We start from the raw sequence: 21995 nt of genomic DNA on the forward strand, positions 1-21995 counted from the left end.
GGTCAACGCCAACGGCACCGCGACGCTTGCGACCGCCACCGGCCAGACCAACTCGTCGATCAACGCCTCCGGCCAGCTCAAGATCTCGACCGGCGTCAATGCCGATCTGTCGGTCACGGGCACAGGCAACGCGCTGAACGTGCTCGGCCTTGCCGGCAACACCGGCACGGCAACCGCTTTCACGGCGGCCCGCACCTCCGGCGTCGGCGGCATCTCCGGCAAGACCTTGACCTTCTCGTCCTTCAATGGCGGCACGGCGGTCAATGTCACGTTCGGCGACGGCACCAACGGCACGGTCAAGACGCTCGATCAGCTCAATACCAAGCTTCAGGCCAACAACCTGACGGCGACGATCGACGCCAACGGCCTGCTGACGGTCTCCACCACCAACGACTACGCGTCCTCGACCATCGGTTCGAGCGCCGCAGGTGGTTCGATCGGCGGAACGCTGACCTCGTCGCTGACCTTCTCGACGGCTTCCACCCCCGTCCAGGACACGGTTGCCCAGACCTCGCGTTCCAACCTGGTCAACCAGTACAACAACATCCTGAACCAGATCGACACGACCTCGCAGGACTCCTCGTTCAACGGTGTCAACCTCTTGAACGGCGACCAGCTCAAGCTGGTGTTCGACGAGACCGGCAAGTCGAACCTGAGCATCACGGGCGTGACCTACAACTCCAAGGGTCTGGGCCTCGCTGCGCTGACCAGCGGTGTCGATTTCATCGACAACGCTGCGACCAACAAGGTGCTGTCGAACCTGAACGCCGCGTCGAGCACGCTGCGCTCGGAAGCGTCGAGCCTTGGTTCGAACCTCTCGGTGGTGCAGGTTCGTCAGGACTTCAACAAGAGCCTGATCAACGTGCTGCAGACGGGTTCGTCCAACCTGACCCTGGCCGACACCAACACCGAAGCGGCCAACAGCCAGGCGCTGTCGACCCGCCAGTCCATCGCGGTCTCCGCGCTGTCGCTGGCCAACCAGTCGCAGCAGAGCGTGCTGCAGCTGCTCCGCTAAGTCGCGGACCACATCGCAAGCAAGATCCGGCGGCGGGGCTTCGGCCCCGCCGCTTTCTTTTTTGCGCTGGCATCAGAATGTCGCCATGAGATGAGAATGATGCAATCGAATGCAGCCAATTGCTCACTCTGAGTTATGGTTGACAAGTGGCAAACGCTTCGTCGCTGCACCGAAAAGCGTCATTCTTTCATGACGATATGAGCGAACACGTTCTGGCTCCGAACGCGCGTATGGTGAATCCGGGCAAGGCCTGCCGCGACACGCTTCATGCTTTGTTAGCCGTCTGCGTTCACCGTCCCGGCCATCGATTAATCCTAATCGAAGTTAGTTGCGTTGCGTACCAGAAGGGTAACACTCAATGTCCGGTATTGTTCTCTCCTCGTCGGTTCGTCAGAACCTGCTCTCCCTCCAGTCCACCGCTGATCTTCTCGCCACCACCCAGAGCCGCCTGTCGACCGGTAAGAGCGTCAACTCGGCCCTGGACAATCCCACCAACTTCTTCACCGCCCAGTCGCTCGACAACCGCGCCAGCGACATCAACAACCTGCTCGACGGCATCGCCAACGGCGTGCAGGTGCTGCAGGCCGCCAACACCGGCATCACCTCGCTGCAGAAGCTGATCGACTCCGCGAAGTCGATCGCGAACCAGGCGCTGCAGACCACGGTCGGCTACTCCACGAAGTCGAACGTCTCCACCACGATCTCGGGTGCGACGGCGGCCGACCTGCGCGGCACCACCTCGTACGCCAGTGCGACTGCGAGCAGCAACGTGCTGTATAGCGGCGCGGCCGGCGGCACCACCGCGGCGGGCGGCACCACGACCCTCGGTGCCACCATCGGCACCTTCACCGGCACCACCGCGACGACCGGCGCCGGCGGTACCACGGCCCTGACCGGCACCATCACCCTGATCGCCACCAACGGCACGACCGCGACCGGCCTTGCCGGTGTGGCGCAGCCGGCTGACGGCGACACGCTGACGGTGAACGGCAAGACCATCACCTTCCGTGCCGGCACCGCGCCGGCGACGACCGCCGTTCCGACCGGCTCGGGCGTCAGCGGCAACCTCGTCACCGACGGCAGCGGCAACAGCACCGTTTATCTCGGCACCGCCGGCACGCCGGCTGCGACCGTCAACGACCTGTTGAGCGCGATCGATCTTGCCAGCGGCGTCAAGACGGTGTCCATCACCTCGGGTGCCGCGACGCTCGCAACGAGCACTGGTCAGACTGCCTCGAGCGTCGCTGCGAGTGCCGTCACGCTGAAGAGCTCGACGGGTGCGGACCTGAACGTCACCGGCAAGGCCGACCTGCTCAATGCGCTTGGCCTGACCTCTGCCGTGGGCGGCGGCAACGCTACCGTCAGCGCCAACCGCACCTCGAGCTCAGGTTCGCTGGGCGCGACGATTGCGGACGGCTCGACGCTGAACGTCGACGGTCACGTCATCACGTTCAAGAACGCCCCGATCCCGGGTTCGACCGGTGCTCCGAGCGTTCCGAGCGGGTTCGGTGCGAGCGGCAACGTCCTCACCGACGGCGCCGGCAACTCGACGGTCTATCTGCAGGGCGGCACGGTCAATGACGTGCTGAAGGCGATCGACCTTGCCAGCGGCGTTCAGACCGCCACGGTCAACGCCAACGGCACCGCGACGCTTGCGACCGCCACCGGCCAGACCAACTCGTCGATCAACGCCTCCGGCCAGCTCAAGATCTCGACCGGCGTCAACGCCGATCTGTCGATCACCGGCACCGGCAACGCGCTGAACGTGCTGGGCCTTGCCGGCAACACCGGGACCGCCACCGCCTTCACCGCGGCGCGCACCTCCGGCGTGGGCGGCCTCACCGGCAAGACTTTGACCTTCTCCTCCTTCAATGGTGGCACGGCGGTCAATGTCACGTTCGGCGACGGCACCAACGGCACGGTCAAGACGCTCGATCAGCTCAACTCGAAGCTTCAGGCCAACAACCTGTCGGCGACGATCGACGCCAACGGCCTGCTGACGGTCTCCACCACCAACGACTACGCGTCCTCGACCATCGGGTCGACGGCCGCAGGTGGTGCGATCGGCGGAACGCTGACCTCGGCGTTGACCTTCTCGACGGCTTCCAGCCCCGTCCAGGACACGGTTGCCCAGACGTCCCGTGCCAACCTGGTCAACCAGTACAACAACATCCTCCAGCAGATCGACTCGACCGCCCAGGACTCCTCGTTCAACGGCGTCAACCTGCTGAATGGTGACCAGCTCAAGCTGGTGTTCGACGAGACTGCCAAGTCGAGCCTCAGCATCACCGGCGTGACCTACAACTCCAAGGGTCTGGGCCTCGCTGCGTTGACCAGCGGTGTCGACTTCATCGACAACGCTGCCACCAACAAGGTGCTGACCAACCTCAACTCGGCGTCGAGCACGCTGCGTTCGGAAGCTTCGGCTCTGGGCTCGAACCTCACGATCGTGCAGGTTCGTCAGGACTTCAACAAGAACCTGATCAACGTGCTGCAGACCGGCTCGTCCAACCTGACGCTGGCCGATACCAACGTCGAAGCGGCCAACAGCCAGGCGCTGTCGACCCGCCAGTCCATCGCGGTCTCCGCGCTGTCGCTGGCCAACCAGTCGCAGCAGAGCGTGCTGCAGCTGCTCCGCTAAGTCGCGGACCACATCGCAAGCAAGATCCGGCGGCGGGGCTTCGGCCCCGCCGCTTTCTTTTTGGCTGCGCGAGATCGCGCGGCGGGGAGGGGGCGCTCGAAAAAAGTAACCATCAAAAGTAACCAGCGGTTATGGTTAATGGAGCGTAAGCGCCGGGAATTCTCAATGATTTCAGGGGTATTGCGAACCGCGCGCGCGCCGTCTGACCGGTCATGGTGAACCGGCGCTTATGCAAGCCGCGCGCGCTTCACCCTTTGTTAGCCATGTCGCGGCACGCTGGCCCCGTCACTCGATCCAGAAGCGATCGAACGAAGACGCGTAAGCCAGAAGGGTAAAGAGTCATGTCCGGTATTGTTCTCTCTGCGTCGGTTCGCCAGAACCTCCTCTCTCTCCAGTCCACCGCCGATCTTCTCGCCACCACACAGAACCGTTTGTCGACCGGCAGAAGCGTCAACTCGGCGCTCGACAATCCCACCAACTTCTTCACCGCCCAGTCGCTCGACAACCGCGCCAGCGACATCAACAACCTGCTCGACGGCATCGCCAACGGCGTGCAGGTGCTGCAGGCCGCCAATACCGGCCTGACCTCGCTGCAGAAGCTGATCGACTCCGCGAAGTCGATCGCCAACCAGGCGCTGCAGACCACGGTCGGCTACTCCACCAAGTCCAACGTCTCGACCACGATCGCCGGTGCGACCGCGGCTGACCTGCGCGGCACGACGAGCTTTGCCAGCGCCACCGCGAGCAGCAACGTGCTGTATAACGGTACGGCCGGCGGCACCACCGCGGCGAACGGCACCACGACGCTCGGGGCCACCATCGGCGTGTTCGCAAGCACTGGCGCAACGACCGGCGCCGCCGGTACGACGACCCTCGAAGGCACCATCACCCTGATCGCCACCAACGGCACGACCGCGACCGGCCTTGCCGGTGTGGCGCAGCCGGCTGACGGCGACACGCTGACGGTGAACGGCAAGACCATCACCTTCCGCAGCGGTTCAGCTCCGGCCTCGACCGCGGTTGCGTCCGGTTCGGGCGTCAGCGGCAACCTCGTCACCGATGGCAGCGGCAACACCATTGTCTATCTCGGCACCGCGGGCACTCCGGCTGCGACCGTCAACGATCTGTTGACCGCAATCGATCTTGCCAGCGGTGTCAAGACAGTGTCCATCAGCTCCGGTGCTGCGACGATCGCCACGAGCGTCGGCCAGACTGCCTCGACCGTTGCCGGCGGCGCCGTCACGCTGAGGAGCTCGACAGGCGCGGATCTGAGCGTCACCGGCAAGGCCGACCTGCTCAAGGCGCTCGCGCTGACTACGGCGACGGGTGCAGGCAACGCCAACATCGAGGTCAACCGAACCACGACCGCGGCCTCGCTGGGTGCGACGATTGCGGACGGCTCGACGCTGAACGTCGACGGTCACGTCATCACCTTCAAGAACGCGCCGGTGCCGGGTTCGACCGGCGCTCCGAGCGTTCCGAGCGGTTATGGCGCGAACGGCAATGTCATCACCGACGGCAACGGCAATTCGATCGTCTATCTGCAGGCCGGCACGGTCAACGACGTGCTGAAGGCGATCGACCTCGCCACCGGCGTGCAGACGGCGACCATCAACGCCAACGGCACCGCGACGCTTGCGACCGGCACCGGTCAGTCGAACTCGACGATCAACACCTCCGGTCAGCTCAAGATCTCGACCGGCATCAACGCCGATCTGTCGATCACCGGCACCGGAAACGCACTTAACGTGTTCGGCCTCGCGGGCAACACCGGCAACGCAACGGCGTTCTCCGCCGCCCGCACGTCCGGCATCGGCGGCCTCAGCGGCAAGACCTTGACCTTCTCGTCCTTCAACGGCGGCACGGCGGTCAACGTCACCTTCGGCGACGGCACCAACGGTACCGTCAAGACGCTCGATCAGCTCAACTCGAAGCTTCAGGCCAACAACCTGTCCGCGACGATCGACGCCAACGGCCTGCTGACCATCACCGCGTCCAACGACTATGCGTCCTCGACGCTCGGCTCGACGACTGCCGGCGGCGCGATCGGCGGCACGCTCACCACGGCGCTGACGTTCTCGACGGCTTCCAACCCCGTCCAGGATGCGGTTGCCCAGACGGCGCGTGCCAATCTGGTGTCTCAGTACAACAACATCCTGAACCAGATCGACACGACCTCGCAGGACTCCTCGTTCAACGGCGTCAACCTCTTGAACGGCGACCAGCTCAAGCTGGTGTTCGACGAGACCGGCAAGTCGAGCCTGAACATCACCGGCGTGACCTACAACTCGAAGGGTCTGGGTCTTGCCGCGCTGACGGTCGGCGTCGACTTCATCGACAACGCCGCGGCCAACAGGGTTTTGACCAACCTGAACGCCGCGTCGAGTACGCTGCGCTCGGAAGCCTCGGCTCTGGGCTCCAACCTCTCGGTTGTGCAGATCCGTCAGGACTTCAACAAGAACCTGATCAACGTGCTGCAGACCGGCTCGTCCAACCTGACCCTGGCCGACACCAATGTCGAGGCGGCCAACAGCCAGGCGCTGTCGACCCGCCAGTCGATCGCGGTCTCCGCGCTGTCGCTGGCCAACACCTCGCAGCAGAGCGTGCTCCAGCTGCTTCGCTAATAAGCAACTGAAATCACTAAATAAAACCGGGCGGCGGGGCCATTTGCCCCGCCGCCCATTTTTGCGTTCCGAGGTGGGGGAGGGCCTTCACGAGCCATTAACCGTGTCTCTTAAACCGGCGTTAACCATACTTTAAAGGACACCTCCTAAAACTGGACAAAAGCCCGCTTTCGAGACCGCGCGGCCGATTCGTATCCGGTTCAAGAGGAAGACTCGCCAATGTCCAACATCGTTCTCTCGGCGTCCGTTCGCCAGAACCTGTTGTCGCTGCAGTCGACGGCCGACTTGCTGGCCACGACGCAGGAGCGGCTGTCGACCGGCAAAAAGGTCAATACCGCGCTCGACAATCCCACCAACTTCTTCACGGCGCAGGGGCTGGACAATAGGGCGAGCGACATCAGCAACCTGCTCGACGGCATCAATAACGGTGTCCAGGTGCTGCAGGCCGCCAACACCGGCATCACCTCGCTGCAGAAGCTGATCGACTCCGCGAAGTCGATCGCCAACCAGGCGCTGCAGACCACGGTCGGCTACTCCACCAAGTCCAACGTCTCGACCACGATTCCCGGCGCGACCCCGGCCGATTTGCGCGGCACGACCTCCTATGCCAGCGCGACCGCCAAGAGCAACGTGCTCTATACCGGTGCAGCCGGTGGCGTGACCCCGGTCACCGGAACTGCCGCGCTTGGCGCATCGCTCGGCTCGACCGCCGGCGCCTTCATCGGCACGGCAGTGACCGCGGCCGACGGCACCACCGCGCTGTCCGGCACCGCCACGCTGGTCGGCACTACTACGTCCACCACATTCAGCAGTGCGCCTGCGGACGGCGACACCATCACGGTGAACGGCAAGACCATCACCTTCCGCACCGGCATCGCGCCGAGCACGCAGCCGACCGGCTGGGGCCTCGACGCCAGCGGGCACATCGCTACGGACGGCAACGGCAATTCGATCGTCTATGAAGGAACGGCGGCTGCCCCCGGGGCAACCATCAACGATGTCCTCAGTGCGATCGACCTCGCCAGCGGCGTCAAGACTGCGACGATCAGTGCGGGGGCGGCGACCATCGCGGTCAGCGGTGCGGCTGGTCCCGTCGGCACGCTGCAGGTGGCATCCTCCATCACGGCAGGCGCAACGACGCTTAAGAGCTCGACCGGCGCCGATCTGAGCGTGACCGGAAAGGCCGATTTCCTCAAGGCGCTTGGTCTGACCGCCGCGACCGGCGCCGGCAACGCCAACGTCACCGCGGCCCGCTCGACGACCGCCGGCTCGCTCGGCACTCTCGTTCAAGACGGCTCGACCCTGAACATCGACGGTCACACCATCACATTCAAGAACGCGCAGACGCCGCAATCGGCGGCGAGCGTGGCCACCGGCTATGGCGTCAACGGCAATGTCGTCACCGACGGCAACGGCAACTCGACCGTCTATATCCAGAGCGCGACGCTGACCGACCTGTTGAACGCGGTCGACCTCGCCACCGGCGTCAAGACGGCGAATATCTTCAACGGCGCGGCTGCACTGTCGACCACCGCGGGCCAGATCCCGTCCTCGGTCAATAGCAGCGGTCAGCTTGCGCTCTCCACCGGTATCAACGCCGATCTCTCGATCACCGGCACCGGCAACGCCCTCAGCGCGTTCGGCCTCAGCGGCAACACGGGAACCGCGACCGCCTTCACCGCCGCGCGGACCTCCGGCGTCGGCGGCGTCAGCGGCAAGACCCTGACCTTCTCCTCCTTCAACGGCGGCACGCCGGTGAACGTTACCTTCGGCGACGGCACCAACGGCACCGTCAAGACGCTCGACCAGCTCAATGTGCAGCTGCAGGCCAACCACCTGACGGCGACGATCGATGCCAATGGCGTGCTGACGGTCACCACCGTCAACGAATACGCGTCCTCGACCCTCGGTTCGACGGCCGCAGGCGGCGCGGTCGGCGGTACGCTCACCGGCGTGCTCGCCTTCACCACCGCGCAGCCGCCGGTTCAGGACCCCGTCGCGCAGACCGCGCGGTCGAGCCTGGTCAGTCAGTTCAACAACATCCTGGCGCAGATCGACACGACCTCGCAGGACTCGTCCTTCAACGGCATCAACCTGCTCAACGGCGACACGCTGAAGCTGGTCTTCAACGAGACCGGCAGCTCCACGCTCGGCATCAACGGCGTCGTGTTCAACGCGGCCGGCCTCGGCCTCAGCAATCTCGTTCCCGGCACCGACTTCATCGACAACGGCGCCACCAACAAGGTGCTGGCCAGCCTGAATGCCGCCTCGAGCAGGCTGCGCTCGGAAGGATCATCGCTCGGTTCGAACCTCTCGATCGTGCAGGTGCGTCAGGACTTCTCCAAGAACCTGATCAACGTGCTGCAGACCGGCTCGTCCAATTTGACGCTGGCCGACACCAACGAGGAAGCGGCCAACAGCCAGGCGCTGTCGACCCGCCAGTCGATCGCGGTGTCCGCGCTGTCGCTGGCCAACCAGTCGCAGCAGAGCGTGCTGCAGCTGCTCCGCTAATCTCGCAGCGCAAGATCGCGATACGATATATCGCGGCGGGGCTAACGCTCCGCCGTTCTTTTTTGAGGGAGATCGCTAAGACGAGATTAGCCGAGATCGACACGTATCACGCGAAGCGAATTTACTTCGTGCATGCATCGATCTAGCGTTGCGCCAACGAAGAGCTCCGCGCCCCGTAATTATCCGGAGTGCTTCGAAGCACAACACGTAAGCAAATCTTAAGCGGTGCTGCCTAGGGTTGGAAAAGAAATCCTTAAGCGCTTACAACGCGCTAGGTTACCTCCAGGGTGTGATTGATGTCGAATTCCGCTGCCTCGGCTTATGCGCGTGTTGCAACGACCACCGCATCTCCTCGCGACATCGAGGCGCAGACCCTGCTCAAGGCCGCGAACAAGCTCCAGGATGCGGTGAACAACGCCGATCCGCTCAGCGAGCAGACCATGCAAGCCCTGATGTTCAACCGCAAGCTCTGGACCATCTTTCTGAGCGAGGCGATGCGCGACAACAATCCGCAGCCGATCGACGTCCGGCAGAAGATCGCCAACATCAGCGTGTTCGTGCTGAGCCAGACCGCGGCGCTGCAGATGAGCCCGCAGTTCGATCACTTCCGTCCGCTGATCGAGATCAACCGCAACATCGCCGCGGGCCTGTCCGGGCGGCCGTGACGGCTGCTGGTGATGCGCGGCATCACCAGCAGCTTGGACCTTCGTCTTTCGGCAACGCGAATTTCGCGCTGACCGGTACCGGTCAGACGCAGCAGAACGTCGCTAATACCTGATCGTCAGGCGCTGACGTCGGTGCTGAGCGGACGCGAGGGCTCGGACTTCATATCCATCGCATGGAAATAGGCCCGCCGGCGCAGCATCGCCTCGTCGGGGAACTGGTTGACCACCGCGTCGGTCTTGTCGTTGACAACCTGAAACACGAAGGATGCGGCCGCCTGGTCGAACACGACCTGGCGCGAGACGTTCTCGTGGTTCGGCAGATCGTTGCGCAAAGGTGCGCTCGTATCCGCCGCGGCGACCGTCTGGTTCACCGGAAGATCGGTCTGCACAGCCTCGTTCGCCGCCGCATTGGACGTCGTTACGATCTGCACAGGGGCCGGGATCCCCACCGGCCTGATGCTGAAATCTGTACTCATGGCAGCCTCCTGGTTGCCTAACGTGAGTCAAATCCCAACCCCTCTCGTAACGCAACCTTGGAACACCAGGACTGAAGACCCGGTAAGGAAACGTGCCTAACCGCGCGACGATTTCGCCGCGCGGTTTTTCGTAAAATTGTCGCTTGTTCTCGTGCGTGCTCGGCTCAGAGCGAGCGGCTGACCGCGAGCGGCGTGATGTGACGCGGGCCGGGAGCTGCGCGGCGACCTGCGGCCGTGTAGGTGTTCGGCACGTTACGCTTCTGGATCTCGGCATTGACGCCGCGCACGACGCTTTCGGACACCGCGTGCGCGGTCGCGAGCACGGTGAGATTGACCTGGAGCATCGCGCGAAACGCATCGTGGTGGCGGTGCAGCGTCGAGAGCAGTTCCGGCGCGGATTTTGCGAGCTGCGCCTGGTTCGCCTTCAACTGGCCGACGGCGCCGACATAGTTTCGCGACAGCTCCTGCTTCTTGCTCTCGAGCATCATCGCCTCCCGAACCTTGCCGGCGCGAACGAGCTCGGTCTCGCGCTCGATCAGTCCGAGCAGGGCGCTCATCGCGTCCATCAGGCCCTCGGCGAGCTTGCGCGCCTCGGCACTGCCGGGCGCGGTGTTCGGGCGCTGTTGCATCGGCTGACGTGAGGCGTTGAAATGGTTCATCTCGTTTGACCTTATGCCGTGCGGATCGTTTTCGCCTGCTGCGTGATGAGGGTGCGATAGACGTCGCGGGCAATGCCGACGCCGCCGGCATTGGCGAAGTTCTTGGAATATTGCTCGGTCAGCATCGAGCGCCACACGCCGGTCCCGGGCGTGTCGCCGAACGGGCCTTCGCCCTTCAGGCCCGAGGTCATTTGCGAGAACATGCTGTTGAGGAACATCGCCTCGAAGTCGGTGGCGGTCTTCTGCGCTTTGGTCTGCTGCTTCGGCGAGACCTTTTGTAGCGCCGCAGCGAGTTCGAAATCGGGCCGGCCGTTGCGGCTCTCGACCGAGAAGGCCGAGGACGTGGCGGCACGCGGGGTGTTGATCGTGCCGGCCTGCATCACATCACCTCGATGTCGGCTTCGATCGCACCGGCGGCCTTGATCGCCTGAAGGATGCTGATCATGTCGCGCGGACCGATGCCGAGGCCGTTGAGGCCGTCGACGAGCTGCTGGAGCGAGACGCCGTCCTTGACGAGGGCCAGTTTCTTGCCGTCCTCGGTGACGGTGACGCTGCTGCGCGGCGCGACCACGGTGCGGCCGCGCGACAGCGGATTCGGCTGGCTGACCTGCGGGCTCTCGGAGATGGTGACGGTGAGGTTGCCCTGCGCCACCGCGACGGTGGCGACGCGGACGTCGCGGCCCATCACGATGATGCCGCTGCGTTCGTCGATGATGATCTTGGCGGCGAGATCAGGGTCGACCTGCAGCTGCTCGATCTCGGTGAGAAAGGCGACGACGTTGCCCTTGAACTCGGGTGGCACCGAGAGCTGCACCGTCGAGGGATCTATCGGCTCGGCGGTCTTGACGCCGAGATAGTCGTTGATCGCAGCCGCGATCCGTTTGGCCGTGGTGAAGTCGGCGTTGCGCAGCGCCAGGCGCACGTTCGGCAGCCGATTGAGCGCGAACTCGATCTCGCGCTCGATGATGGCACCGTTGGCGATGCGTCCCACGGTCGGCACGCCGCGCACGATCTTGGCCGCCTCGCCCTCGGCCTGGAAGCCGGAGATCGCGAGCGAGCCCTGCGCCACTGCGTAGACATTGCCGTCGGCACCGAGCAGGGGCGTGACGAGCAGGGTGCCACCCTGGAGGTTCTTGGCATCGCCGAGCGCGGAGACGGTGACGTCCATGCGCGTGCCCTGGGTGGCGAAGGCCGGCAGATTACCTGTTACCATCACGGCGGCGACGTTGCCGGTGCGGATGGTGGCGCCCCGGATGTTGACGCCCATGCGCTCGAGCATCGCCTGCAGCGACTGCTTGGTGAAGGGGATGTTGTTGAGCGTGTCGCCGGTGCCGTTGAGGCCGACAACGAGGCCGTAGCCGATGAGCTGGTTTTGCCGCACGCCTTCGATATTGGCGAGGTCCTTGATGCGCGAGGTCGCAGCCGCGGGCGCGAGCGACAGCGTCAGCGCCGACAGCGCGGCACAGGCCACCCCGATAATCCTCACCCAACGAACGCCTGGCATCCTCTGCTCCCCAAGGATCCTCAAAAGGCTCCTCAAATCGTAAGGACCTGCACGACACTCCCATGACGAGCTGGTCCGACGCTGTCCTTGCGAGGGCTGTGCCAACAAGGGGCCGCAGCATAGGTGGCTGAATAGGTTGAATAAATCTGTTTCGGCTGGTGTCAGCCGGTGTTGTCCCTGAGGACCGAAACTGCCGCGTGTCGGCAGATTTTGCCGGGCTGTTTACGCCCCGTTAACCATAAGACGGCGAAGGTGACGGCATCGACCACCCGGATTCCCTCCGATGCGCATCTACGGACCGAACGGCACCACACTTGGAACGCCGGCCAGCCAGGCCCGGCGGACCGGCTCCGGCACCTTCGAGCTGCCCGACACCTCGTCGGCGCAGGAGACGCGTAGCGCCGCCGCACCGAAGGCCGCCACCAACATCGACGGGCTGCTGGCGCTGCAAGGCGTCGAGGAGGACCCGGTCGAACGCCGCAAGCGTTCGGTCTCCCGCGGCCGGACGGCGCTCGACGTGCTCGACGATCTCAAGATGGGGCTGCTGTCCGGCAATCTCGACGCCTCGACCGTGATGCGCCTGCGCGATGCTGCGGCGAACCTGAAATCGTCCTCGGGCGATCCGGGACTGGACTCGCTGCTTTCCGAGATCGAGCTGCGCGTCGAGGTCGAGCTGGCCAAGGCCGGGCAGGCCTAATCAGGCGTATTCAGCAGTCGTAGTTCGGCTTGACCGGGTCACCTAGTCTTCCAGAGACAGTCGTTTTTGCATCGAGCGGCCGCGGTGTAGCCGGAGCGTGACAGCGGGGATTGGGCGAGACCGCGTCTCGCTCCACAACGCGCCTCCTTACGCCGCTTCCTTCTTCTGCTGCGCGTCATAGCTGCGCTGGGCGGCGAGAACGTCTTTCAGATTCTGCTCGGCCCAATCGCGCAGCGGATCGACCGCACCGGCGAGCGTCAGCCCGAGCTGCGTGATCGAATACTCCACCGTGACGGGCACGGTCGCGATGGCGTGGCGCCTGAGCAGGCCGTCGCGTTCGAGCGATTTGAGAACCTGGCTCAGCATCTTCTGCGAAATGCCTTCGATCGTGCGGCGCAGCTGATTGAAGCGCATCGGCTCCTCGCGCAGCAGCAGCAGGATCAGCACGGCCCATTTGTCGCCGATGCGATCGAGGATCTGGCGCGTGGGGCAGTTCGCTGCATAGACGTCGGGTTTCATCGTCAGGCCTCGGAATACAGTTTCGTCGCTTGCGATACGCGTGCGGTTACCCCTACGTAATCAGGTAAGCACAAAGTGCTCTCTTAACACCAGCATTCTTTGCGATATCTAGTAACTTCTAGTTACTATTTAAGCAAAGGAGCCTTCCATGAAAATCGCAGTTGCCGGCGCATCGGGCCGGGCCGGGTCGGAGATCACCAGGGAACTGTCCCGCCGCGGCCATGCGGTCACCGCCATCGCTCGGAACCCCGAGAAGATCGCGGCCCTGCCGAACGTCACGCCGACCAAGGGGGACGTGCTCGACCAGGCGGGCCTTGCCAAGCTGTGGGCCGGGCACGACGTCGCCGTGAGTTCGGTGCATTTCCTGGCCAGCGATGCGCAGAAGCTGATCGGCGCGGCGAAGGACGCCAAAGTCGGTCGTTACCTCGTCGTTGGTGGCGCCGGCAGCCTCGAGGTCGCACCGGGTGTGAAACTCGTCACGACTCCCAATTTTCCGGCCCAATACAAGGCGGAAGCGGAGGCGGGCTCGGCTTTCCTCGACCTGCTGCGGCAGGAAAAGGAGCTGAACTGGACCTTCATTTCGCCCTCGGCCTTGTTCGTCGAGGGGGAGCGCACCGGCAAGTTCCGCGTCGGGACCGACCAGCTTCTCGCAGATGCGAACGGCAAGAGCTGGATCACCTTCGCCGACTATTCCATTGCGCTCGCCGACGAGATCGAGCGCCCCGCCCATGTGAAGCAGCGCTTTACGGTCGGCTACTAGCTTTCGGCCGCCCCCGGTCCCTCAAGGATATACCTTCCTGTGCAAGGGCTTGGGGGCGCCGTTCGGGCGGTAAGGGAAACATTGTCTGTCACAGGTGGCCGCTATATAAGGCCCCGCTCAGCGGACCCCGTTCCGCTGTACGAGTCGTTGCTTAGACAGATAGGCCGCCCTTGGAAAAGTTGAAAAACTACCGACCGACCGAAAAAGAGCCTTTCATGAACGACCGGCAGAAGGAGTACTTCCGTTTGAAGCTCCTCGCCTGGAAGGATGAGATCCTCAAAGAGTCCAAGCTCACCCTGCAAGCCCTGCAGGAGGAGAACGTGAACCACCCCGATCTCGCCGATCGGGCATCGTCCGAAACCGACCGTGCCATCGAACTCCGTGCCCGCGACCGCCAGCGCAAGCTGATCGCCAAGATCGACGCCGCGCTCCAGCGTATCGAGGACAACACCTACGGCTATTGCGAGGACACCGGCGAGCCGATCTCGTTGAAGCGGCTCGAGGCCCGGCCCATCGCGACGCTCTCGGTGGAGGCGCAGGAGCGCCACGAGAAGCGCGAGAAGGTCTATCGCGACGAATAGAGACGGAGCCGCCACGTGCGGCTCTTTTGTTTTGGGACTCAAGGTGCCGCTTCGCGCCGTATTCAGCGTTTTGCCCGTCGCTTGTCGCCGGTGCGCCTTTGGCGCGCGGACGCAATCGCGAAAAGTGAATCGCAATCAACGGGCTAGAGTCACTTCCTCCGAGCTCACGTGAGTTCGGATGAGAAACAGCCTTCACTTCAGGTGCGGGAGATTTTGCGAGTCGCATCAACGAGATCGCCAGGCCTGTTGAAGCGTGGATCGAGTTGCATCAAGCATCGCTGCAATCAGGCTTCTTGCGACGCCGCGAGGCGTGCATTCCCATAAAGCCTGGACCAGCTCAATATTTCCTTAAACGCTGGCAGCAGGCCGAAGGCCGCATCGGTCAGCTCGTACTCGATCCGCAACGGCCTCGAAGCGAGAACGGTGCGCGACACCAATCCGTCTCGCTGCAGCTCGCGCAATTGCGTGGTCAGCATGTGCTGGGTGACGCCGCCGATCGATCGCCGCAAGGCGCCGAAGCGGACCGCACCGTTCATCAATGCGAACAGGATCTCCAGCTTCCACTTGCCGCCGATGGCATGGATGGCCTGCTTGAAATCGGCGAGCACGGCAGGGTCGGGGCTGCAATCGCAGTCTTCGTCGCAGGCGCTGGTCGGGTTTTCCATACTGGTCTCGAAATCCATTCTACTTGTTGCCCCCAGAGATAGTGACCAGATGCGGCCTTGAGCAGGTGGCGGAACCCATTCGCCGGCCTGGGCAACGAGGGAATTTGGCTATGAGCACTGTCCTGGTGACCGGCGGGTCCGGCTTCGTCGGCATCCATGTCGTCCTGCAACTTCTCGCCGCCGGCCATCGGGTGCGGACCACGGTGCGCCGGCCGGACCGGCAGGCCGACGTGCTGGCGATGCTGCGTGAGGGCGGGGCGGCATCGCCCGAAAGCCTGTCCTTCTTCACCGCCGACCTCACCGCTGACGAGGGCTGGCGCGAGGCGGTCACGGGATGCGACTACGTGCTGCATGTCGCCTCGCCGCTCTCGACCAGCATTCCCAAGGACGAGAACGAGATGATCGTCCCCGCCCGTGACGGCACGCTGCGGGTGTTGCGCGCCGCGCGCGATGCCGGCGCCAGGCGTGTGGTCATCACCTCGTCGCTGGGGGCGATTGGCTACGGCCATCCGCCGCGCGACAAGCCGTTCGACGAGTCGGACTGGACCGATCTGGGCGGCGCCGACGTGCGGCACTACATCAAGTCCAAGACGCTGGCCGAGCGGGCGGCCTGGGATTTCATTGCGCAGGAGGGCGGCGGGCTCGAATTGTCGGTGGTCAATCCTGCCGGCATCTTCGGTCCGGTGCTCGGGCCGGACTTCTCCGGCTCGATCGAGATCGTCAAATCGCTGCTCGACGGTGCCATGCCGGCCGTGCCGCGGGTCTATTTCGGCGTGGTCGACGTGCGCGACGTGGCCGATCTGCATCTGCGGGCGATGATCGCGCCGGAAGCGAAGGGCGAGCGCTTCATCGCGGTGTCCGGCGAGACGATGTCGATCCTCGACATCGCCAAACTGCTGCGGCGGGAACTGGGGCCAGCGGCACGCCGGGTTCCGCGGCTGCAGGCCCCGGACTGGCTGGTGCGGCTCGCCGCCAACCGGATCCCCTTGCTGCGCGCGGTCGTGCCGATGCTCGGCAAGGTGCGACATTCGACCAGCGCCAAGGCGAGGTCGGTGCTCGGCTGGCAACCCCGTTCCAACAATGAAGCGATCCTCGCGACGGCCGAAAGCCTGATCCGGCTCGGCCTCGTCAAGGGTTGAAGGCACACGCCGCTTGCGCTTGTCATGCCCGGGCGGGGATGCTGAAGTGCCGCCTTCGACTGCGTAGCGTGGGAGGCGGCGCCGATGGACAGGATTCTCGAAGCCGCGAAGGCGATCGCGCTGGCGCGTCGCAACCATGCGCCGCTCGCGGCGCTGGAGCGTCCGCCAGCCGATGAGGCCGAGGGCTATCAGGTCCAGCGCGCGCTGCACGATCTGCTGCTGCCGCATCTCGGACCGCTGGTCGGCTACAAGATCGGCTGCACCAGCCAGGTGATGCAGGACTATATCGGCATTCCGCACCCTTGCGGTGGCGGCGTGTTCCAGAAGGGCGTGCACGAAACCGGCGCCAGGCTCGCGGCTGCCGACTATGTCCGGGTCGGCGTCGAATGCGAGATCGCGGTACGGCTGAAGCGGAACCTCGCCGCCGGCGAGGCGCCGTTCACCGCCGAATGGGTCGGCGAAGCCGTCGAGGCCTATCATCCCGCGATCGAGATCGTCGACGACCGCTACGTGAAGTGGGAGACGATGGGCGCGCCGACGCTGATCGCCGACGATTTCTTCGCCGCCGGCTGCGTGCTGGCCCCCTCTGTTCCGCGCTCGTCGGTGCCGGACCTGAGGGCGGTCAAGGGCCGCGCCATCGTCAACGGCGAGGAGGTCAGCCACGGCACCGGCGCCGACGTCCTCGGTCATCCCCACAACGCGCTCGCCTGGCTCGCCAACCATCTCGCCGCCGACGGCAAGGGTCTTCACGCGGGGCAGCTCGTGCTGACGGGCAGCCTGGTCAAGACGCTATGGCTGAAGGCCGGCGACAAGGTGCGGATGGAGCTGGACGGGCTGGGGGCGGTGGAGGCGGAGTTTACGTGAGGGGGGCGCACAGCGCCGTGGCATTCTCCGTCATTGCGAGGAGCTCTTGCGACGAAGCAATCCCGACTCTCTCCGCGGCAGTCTGGATTGCTTCGCTGCGCTCGCAATGACGGGCTTTGAGGCGGCAGCGTCGCCATGATTGCGCGCGCGGAGCTGGTTCACTGCACGCAGCCGCATCCACGCCAAAATACATGCGGCCCTCGCCAGGGGAGCTAGCGAGGGCCGCGTCGTACATCGTCGTTCGCGCCTTAAGTTCGCGAACACGATGTGGGAGCTCTTGAAGAGACTTAGAAGGGCAGCAGCACGTCCATCACTTGCTGGCCGTAGCGCGGCTGCTGCACGTCCATGATCTGGCCGCGGCCGCCATAGGCGATGCGGGCTTGTGCGATCTTGGTGGAATCGATCGTGTTGTCGCTCTGGATGTCCTCGGGGCGGACGATGCCGGCGACCACGAGCTCGCGGATCTCGTAGTTGACGCGGATCTCCTGCTTGCCCTCGACCACGAGATTGCCGTTCGGCAGCACCTGGGTGACGACCGCGGCGACGTTGGTCTGCAGGGCTTCCGTGCGGTTGACCGAGCCCTTGCCGTCGCTGGAGGCGGAGGAGTCGGCCGTGAGGATGCGGCCCGGCAGAACCTTCTGCGCCTGCGCGCCGAGGGTCTTGGCGCCGATGAAGTCGGTGATGCCGGAATCTTCCGAATTGGTGCGGCTGCGCTGGGTCTCGTTGGCGATGTTGGCCTTGTCCGTGATGTTCACGGTCACGGTCAGGAGGTCGCCGACCTGGCGGGCGCGCTGGTCCTTGAAGAAGGCGCGGCTGCCGTTGCGCCACAGCGAGTTCGGATTGTAGGAGGCGACTTCCGGCTTCGGCATCGGCATCTGCACCGGCTTGTAGCCCGGCTGCGTCGTCGGATTGTCGATCGCCGACAGCTTCGGTTGCTCCCCGATCTGCGACAGGCGGTCGATTGAGGAACAGCCGCCCAGCGCGCACGAGGCCAGCAGCAGGGCAGAGATCGCGATGCGACGAAGACGGTAAGCCGAACTGAAAGCGGACATGACGAACTCTTACTTGGCTTGAGCTTGCGAGGCGCGAGCTTGCGGGATCTGGGCTTCTGCGATCTGGGCCGGCGACGCGGGGGCCTGAACCAGGCTCCGGAGGAGAGCTGCGGTGTCGACGGGGGCCGGCGCCTCATCGCGCTTGAGCGAGGAGGTCTGCTCGACCGCGGGCGCCATCGGCGCGGACTGGCTCGCACCCTCGATCGTCACCTGGCCGCGGCCGGTGACGACGCCGCTCAGCGTCCGCTTGGATTGCACATTGAGCACGCTGACGGTGTCGCCCTCGGCGCCGCTCTCGATCGCCTTGCCGCGCGAGGTGAGATAGAGGCCGGGCACCTTGTAGATGATGGTGACGCTCTGGTCGCGCACCACCAGGTCGGGCTTGACCATATCGGCAGCACGCAGCGGCGTACCCGCGCGCATCGGCCGGCGCAGCTGCATGCCGACGCTGCGGTCGCGCGAGGCGGGCTCGCCGGTGATTTCGGCCTTCGGCCGGCGCTCCAGTGCGATGTCGGATGACTTCAGCAGATCGGTACGGTCGATGTCGCGCGTCAGCACGGCCACTTCCACCGTCTCGATCGCGGTCCCGGTGAAGCGCAGCTTGGTCGGGACCGGACTGCTGTCGTTGGCGATCTCGAAGGCGATGTCGAACCTGCCGCTGCGGGCATCGTAGCGGGTTGCGACCGGCTGCAGCGCGCCGGAGTTGGAGGCATCCAGCCGCATCTCGGCGACGCCGCGGTCGAAGGTGACGGTGATGTTGGCGGCGTCCCCGAGGCCGAAGCGGTGCCCGAGCGCCGCGGCGACCGCGGTTTCGAGATCCTTGTTCGCCAGCGTGCGGGCGAGGCGGGTGACCTGCACCTCCTTGAGGTCGCCGGTCATGACGCCGATCACCTGCTTGGCGCGGAGCACCGACAGCACCTGGCCGACCGTCAGCGTGCCGGTGGTGCCGAGATCGGGCGAGCGGTAGACCGGGATCAGCGCGGCCGATCCGGCATTGTCGAGGAGATCGCCGACCCGCACCACGTCCGAAGTCACGGTGACGCTCGCGCGCAGCGTCGGCGAGGCGATGAAGTCGTCCGCGGCCGCTGCCGGCAGGGCCAGCGCGAGCAGGGCGGAGAGGGTGGCGAGGGTGGTGCGGATCATCGTCATCACCTCAGCGGAACAGCGCGGTGGTCGATTGCATCATCTGGTCGGCGGCGCTGATCACCTTGGCGTTCATCTCGTAGGCGCGCTGCGCGGCGATCAGGTCGCTCATCTCCGAGACGACGTCGACATTGGCCTGCTCGAGGCTGCCCTGGGTGATCTTGCCGTAGCCCTCGGAGTTCGCGGTGCCGTCCTGCGGCGGGCCGGACGACGGGGTCTCGGTGAACTGGTTGCTGCCGACCGGCTGCAAGCCGGCCTTGTTGATGAAGCGGGTCACGCCGATCTGGCCGACGATCGAGGAGGTCGATGAGCCCGGCAGCGTCACCGAGACCTGGCCCTGCTCGCTCACCGAGATGCCGGACGCGTTGTTCGGGATCGTGATCGTCGGCTGCACCGGGTTGCCCTGGGCGGTGACGACGCGCCCCTGGTTGTCCATCTGGAAGGTGCCGTCGCGGGTGTACTGGTAGGTGCCGTCCGGCATCAGGATCTTGAAGAAGCCTTCGCCCGACATCGCGAGGTCGAGATCGTTGCCGGTCTGCGACAGCGTGCCCTGCGTCATGCTGCGCGGCGTGCCGACGGTCTTGACGCCGCCGCCGATGTCGACGCCGACGGGCAGGATGGTGCCCTGGTCCGAGGCCTGCGCGCCGACGCGGCGGACGTGCTCGTAGATCAGGTCCTGGAACGCCGCGGTCTGCTTCTTGAAGCCGGTGGTGCGGAGGTTCGCGATGTTGTTGGAGATCACCTGAACGTTGAGTTCCTGTGCCGCCATTCCGGTCGCTGCGGTGTGAAGCGCCTGCATATCAGTTCTCTCTCAATCAGGCCGGAACGTCGGCGAGCTTCTCGATCGCCGATTTGTGGAGGTCGCTCTGCTGCTGGAGCAGGTTGGCGATGGCGGTGTAGCTGCGCATGACTTCGACCATGCGGGTCATCTCGCCGACCGAGTTCACGTTGGACTTCTCGATATAGCCCTGGCGCACGGTGGATTTGGCATCGGGCTGCTGGGTGGCGGAGCCGGCGGAATAGAGATTGGCGCCGAGCTTGGTCAGCTTGGTCGGATCGTCAAACGAGGCCATGCGGATCTTGCCGCGGATCGAGTCGGTCTTGGCGGTGCCTTCGAGCACCGTGATGGTGCCGTCCGGCGCGACGTTGATGTCGTGATCGGTCGGCTGGAAGGTGATCGGGCCGCCGGTGCCGAGCACCAGATTGCCGCTCGAGGTGACGAGCTGGCCGGTGCTGTTGAGCGTGAACTTGCCGTCGCGCGTGAACATCTCGCCGCCATTGGCCTGCACGGCGAAATAGGCGTTGCCGTCGATCGCCATGTCGAGCGGGTTGCTGGTCGCTTCCATCGCGCCCTGGCCGATGTCGCGGTAGGTGCCGCGGTCCTGCACATAGGAGACACGGCGGTCCGCGCCGACGAAATTGTCCTCGCGTGCGTTCGAGTTGAGGAATTCCTCGAACAGCGAATGGTCGGCCTTGAAGCCGTTGGTGTTGGCATTGGCGACGTTGTTGGCGATGACATCCATCTGCCGTTCCAACGTCATCTGCCGTGACAAGCCGATCAGAAGCGCGTTCTGCATCGGAAATCTCCCCTGAGCGGATCTGCCATTTCGCTCTCCCAAGCGCCGTGGCGGACCCCGTGAACGAGACCGTCGGGTTCTCCCAAACCGTTCGGTCTCGATCCTTTCTCAGCGAAAGCCGTGCCAACCTGAAAAGATTCGTAATTTCAGTGGCTTGATTATTTTCGAGGGGCGTCGGAGGGCGGCAGAAAGGTTCTGTTAGCCATGTCTGCCCGGCAGATTTTTCCTAGCGGATGCCAGATCGAAAGGTTCCGTTAACCATTATTACCGTAGCGTTTGCATGAAGAGGAGCGCATCGCGCCGGGGCATTTGTATCGCGTTCTTGTCTTATGGCTTCGCTCTTTCGACCCCTTTGAGAGATCCGGGCGCGGCCATGGCAGAGAATGAAGCGGAAGGCGGCGCGGCCGCCGAAGGCGCGGAAGCCGCTCCGCCGAAGAACAAGCTGAAGCTCATCATCATGGTTGTCGGCCTGCTCGCCGTGCTCGGCGGCGGTGCTGCGACCTGGTTCTTCTTCTTTCGTCACGGCGACGACGAGCATCATGCCGAGGCAGCACCTCCGCCGAAGCCGCCGTCCTTCGTCGACGTTCCCGACATCATGGTCAATCTCGCCGGCGCGCCCGGCGAGCGCGTGCAATATCTGCGGCTGAAGATCGTGCTGGAGCTGAAGGAAGAGAAGCAGATCGAGGTGATCAAGCCGACGATGCCGCGCGTCACCGATATCTTCCAGACCTATGTGCGCGAACTGCGCCCCTCCGACCTCAACGGCTCCGCCGGCATCTTCCGCCTCAAGGAGGAGTTGACCAAGCGTGTCAACGCGGCGGTCGCCCCGGTCCAGGTCAGCGCGGTGCTGTTCAAGGAAGTCGTGATCCAGTGACGGCTTGCGGAAGGTAACGGGCTAGCGTC

At 64.6% G+C, this 21995-nt stretch carries 21 protein-coding genes; 11 read left to right on the top strand and 10 right to left on the bottom strand.

The annotated features are described in order from the left end of the window. The 5 genes from C7G42_RS25775 to flaF all read left to right on the top strand — a co-directional run. The coding region (locus C7G42_RS25775) for a DUF1522 domain-containing protein (RefSeq protein WP_147250286.1) at positions 1 to 1015 on the top strand (1015 nt) is incomplete at its 5' end. 358 nt (positions 1016 to 1373) lie between these two features. After that, positions 1374 to 3656 carry a DUF1522 domain-containing protein gene (locus tag C7G42_RS25780; RefSeq protein WP_106951760.1) on the top strand — a complete coding sequence of 761 codons (2283 nt, stop codon included), beginning with the start codon at positions 1374 to 1376 and terminating at the stop codon, positions 3654 to 3656. A gap of 341 nt (positions 3657 to 3997) precedes the next feature. Then, positions 3998 to 6280, top strand: coding sequence for a DUF1522 domain-containing protein (locus tag C7G42_RS25785; RefSeq protein WP_106951761.1), 2283 nt, complete (start codon positions 3998 to 4000; stop codon positions 6278 to 6280). Between the two features lie 219 nt (positions 6281 to 6499). Then, positions 6500 to 8791 (top strand): DUF1522 domain-containing protein, encoded by a 2292-nt coding sequence (locus C7G42_RS25790; protein ID WP_106951762.1) that lies wholly within the window; start codon positions 6500 to 6502, stop codon positions 8789 to 8791. A 296-nt stretch (positions 8792 to 9087) separates the two neighbouring features. Then, positions 9088 to 9456, top strand: coding sequence for a flagellar biosynthesis regulator FlaF (gene flaF, locus C7G42_RS25795; protein WP_008554779.1), 369 nt, complete (start codon positions 9088 to 9090; stop codon positions 9454 to 9456). Positions 9457 to 9572: 116 nt separating this feature from the next. Here the strand turns inward: flaF and C7G42_RS25800 are convergent, their stop codons facing one another. The 4 genes from C7G42_RS25800 to C7G42_RS25815 form a co-directional block, all read right to left on the bottom strand. Then, positions 9573 to 9932 (bottom strand): hypothetical protein, encoded by a 360-nt coding sequence (locus tag C7G42_RS25800; protein WP_106951763.1) that lies wholly within the window; start codon positions 9930 to 9932, stop codon positions 9573 to 9575. Between the two features lie 164 nt (positions 9933 to 10096). Further along, complete coding sequence (locus tag C7G42_RS25805) at positions 10097 to 10591, bottom strand: hypothetical protein (protein ID WP_106951764.1); 495 nt, start codon at positions 10589 to 10591, stop codon at positions 10097 to 10099. Positions 10592 to 10602: 11 nt separating this feature from the next. Then, positions 10603 to 10971 carry a flagellar assembly peptidoglycan hydrolase FlgJ gene (flgJ, locus tag C7G42_RS25810; protein WP_199581144.1) on the bottom strand — a complete coding sequence of 123 codons (369 nt, stop codon included), beginning with the start codon at positions 10969 to 10971 and terminating at the stop codon, positions 10603 to 10605. Beyond that, positions 10971 to 12095, bottom strand: a complete 1125-nt coding sequence (locus C7G42_RS25815) for a flagellar basal body P-ring protein FlgI (RefSeq protein WP_106951766.1) — start codon at positions 12093 to 12095, stop codon at positions 10971 to 10973. Before C7G42_RS25815 ends, flgJ begins: the two co-directional genes overlap by 1 nt. Positions 12096 to 12378: 283 nt before the next feature. Between C7G42_RS25815 and C7G42_RS25820 the strand changes: the two genes are divergently transcribed. After that, complete coding sequence (locus C7G42_RS25820) at positions 12379 to 12792, top strand: flagellar assembly protein FliX (protein WP_106951767.1); 414 nt, start codon at positions 12379 to 12381, stop codon at positions 12790 to 12792. A 147-nt stretch (positions 12793 to 12939) separates the two neighbouring features. Here the strand turns inward: C7G42_RS25820 and C7G42_RS25825 are convergent, their stop codons facing one another. Beyond that, positions 12940 to 13311 (bottom strand): winged helix-turn-helix transcriptional regulator, encoded by a 372-nt coding sequence (locus C7G42_RS25825; RefSeq protein WP_094972339.1) that lies wholly within the window; start codon positions 13309 to 13311, stop codon positions 12940 to 12942. A gap of 148 nt (positions 13312 to 13459) precedes the next feature. On the opposite strand from C7G42_RS25825, the gene C7G42_RS25830 reads away from it, so the two are divergent. Together C7G42_RS25830 and dksA are read left to right on the top strand one after the other, a co-directional pair. After that, a complete protein-coding gene (locus C7G42_RS25830; protein ID WP_106951768.1) occupies positions 13460 to 14071 on the top strand; it encodes an NAD(P)-dependent oxidoreductase in 612 nt (203 codons plus the stop codon). 215 nt (positions 14072 to 14286) lie between these two features. Further along, on the top strand, positions 14287 to 14652 hold the full coding sequence (dksA, locus tag C7G42_RS25835) for an RNA polymerase-binding protein DksA (RefSeq protein WP_008554760.1): 366 nt from the start codon (positions 14287 to 14289) through the stop codon (positions 14650 to 14652). 284 nt (positions 14653 to 14936) lie between these two features. On the opposite strand, the gene C7G42_RS25840 is transcribed toward dksA, so the two are convergent. Next, the gene (locus C7G42_RS25840; RefSeq protein ID WP_199581145.1) at positions 14937 to 15335 is read right to left on the bottom strand and encodes a winged helix-turn-helix transcriptional regulator; all 399 of its coding nucleotides are present in this window, start codon (positions 15333 to 15335) and stop codon (positions 14937 to 14939) included. A 92-nt stretch (positions 15336 to 15427) separates the two neighbouring features. On the opposite strand from C7G42_RS25840, the gene C7G42_RS25845 reads away from it, so the two are divergent. After that, positions 15428 to 16456, top strand: a complete 1029-nt coding sequence (locus tag C7G42_RS25845; protein WP_106951769.1) for an SDR family oxidoreductase — start codon at positions 15428 to 15430, stop codon at positions 16454 to 16456. 84 nt (positions 16457 to 16540) lie between these two features. Next, positions 16541 to 17320, top strand: a complete 780-nt coding sequence (locus C7G42_RS25850; protein WP_106951770.1) for a 2-keto-4-pentenoate hydratase — start codon at positions 16541 to 16543, stop codon at positions 17318 to 17320. A gap of 287 nt (positions 17321 to 17607) precedes the next feature. Here C7G42_RS25850 and flgH read toward each other — a convergent pair whose 3' ends face one another. Genes flgH through flgF form a run of 4 tightly spaced genes read right to left on the bottom strand, consistent with a single transcriptional unit; the run spans position 17608 to position 21092 of the window. Continuing rightward, the gene (gene flgH, locus C7G42_RS25855) at positions 17608 to 18372 is read right to left on the bottom strand and encodes a flagellar basal body L-ring protein FlgH (protein WP_106951771.1); all 765 of its coding nucleotides are present in this window, start codon (positions 18370 to 18372) and stop codon (positions 17608 to 17610) included. 9 nt (positions 18373 to 18381) lie between these two features. Continuing rightward, entirely contained in the window at positions 18382 to 19515 is a 1134-nt protein-coding gene (flgA, locus tag C7G42_RS25860; RefSeq protein ID WP_199581146.1) for a flagellar basal body P-ring formation chaperone FlgA, read from the bottom strand. Positions 19516 to 19525: 10 nt separating this feature from the next. Beyond that, positions 19526 to 20314, bottom strand: a complete 789-nt coding sequence (gene flgG, locus C7G42_RS25865; RefSeq protein WP_091965437.1) for a flagellar basal-body rod protein FlgG — start codon at positions 20312 to 20314, stop codon at positions 19526 to 19528. Between the two features lie 16 nt (positions 20315 to 20330). Next, positions 20331 to 21092, bottom strand: coding sequence for a flagellar basal-body rod protein FlgF (gene flgF, locus C7G42_RS25870; protein WP_106951772.1), 762 nt, complete (start codon positions 21090 to 21092; stop codon positions 20331 to 20333). A gap of 373 nt (positions 21093 to 21465) precedes the next feature. Between flgF and fliL the strand changes: the two genes are divergently transcribed. Beyond that, positions 21466 to 21966 carry a flagellar basal body-associated protein FliL gene (fliL, locus tag C7G42_RS25875; protein WP_106951773.1) on the top strand — a complete coding sequence of 167 codons (501 nt, stop codon included), beginning with the start codon at positions 21466 to 21468 and terminating at the stop codon, positions 21964 to 21966. The last annotated feature ends 29 nt before the right edge of the window (positions 21967 to 21995 follow it).

Source organism: Bradyrhizobium sp. MOS003, assembly GCF_003020125.1.
GTDB lineage: Bacteria > Pseudomonadota > Alphaproteobacteria > Rhizobiales > Xanthobacteraceae > Bradyrhizobium.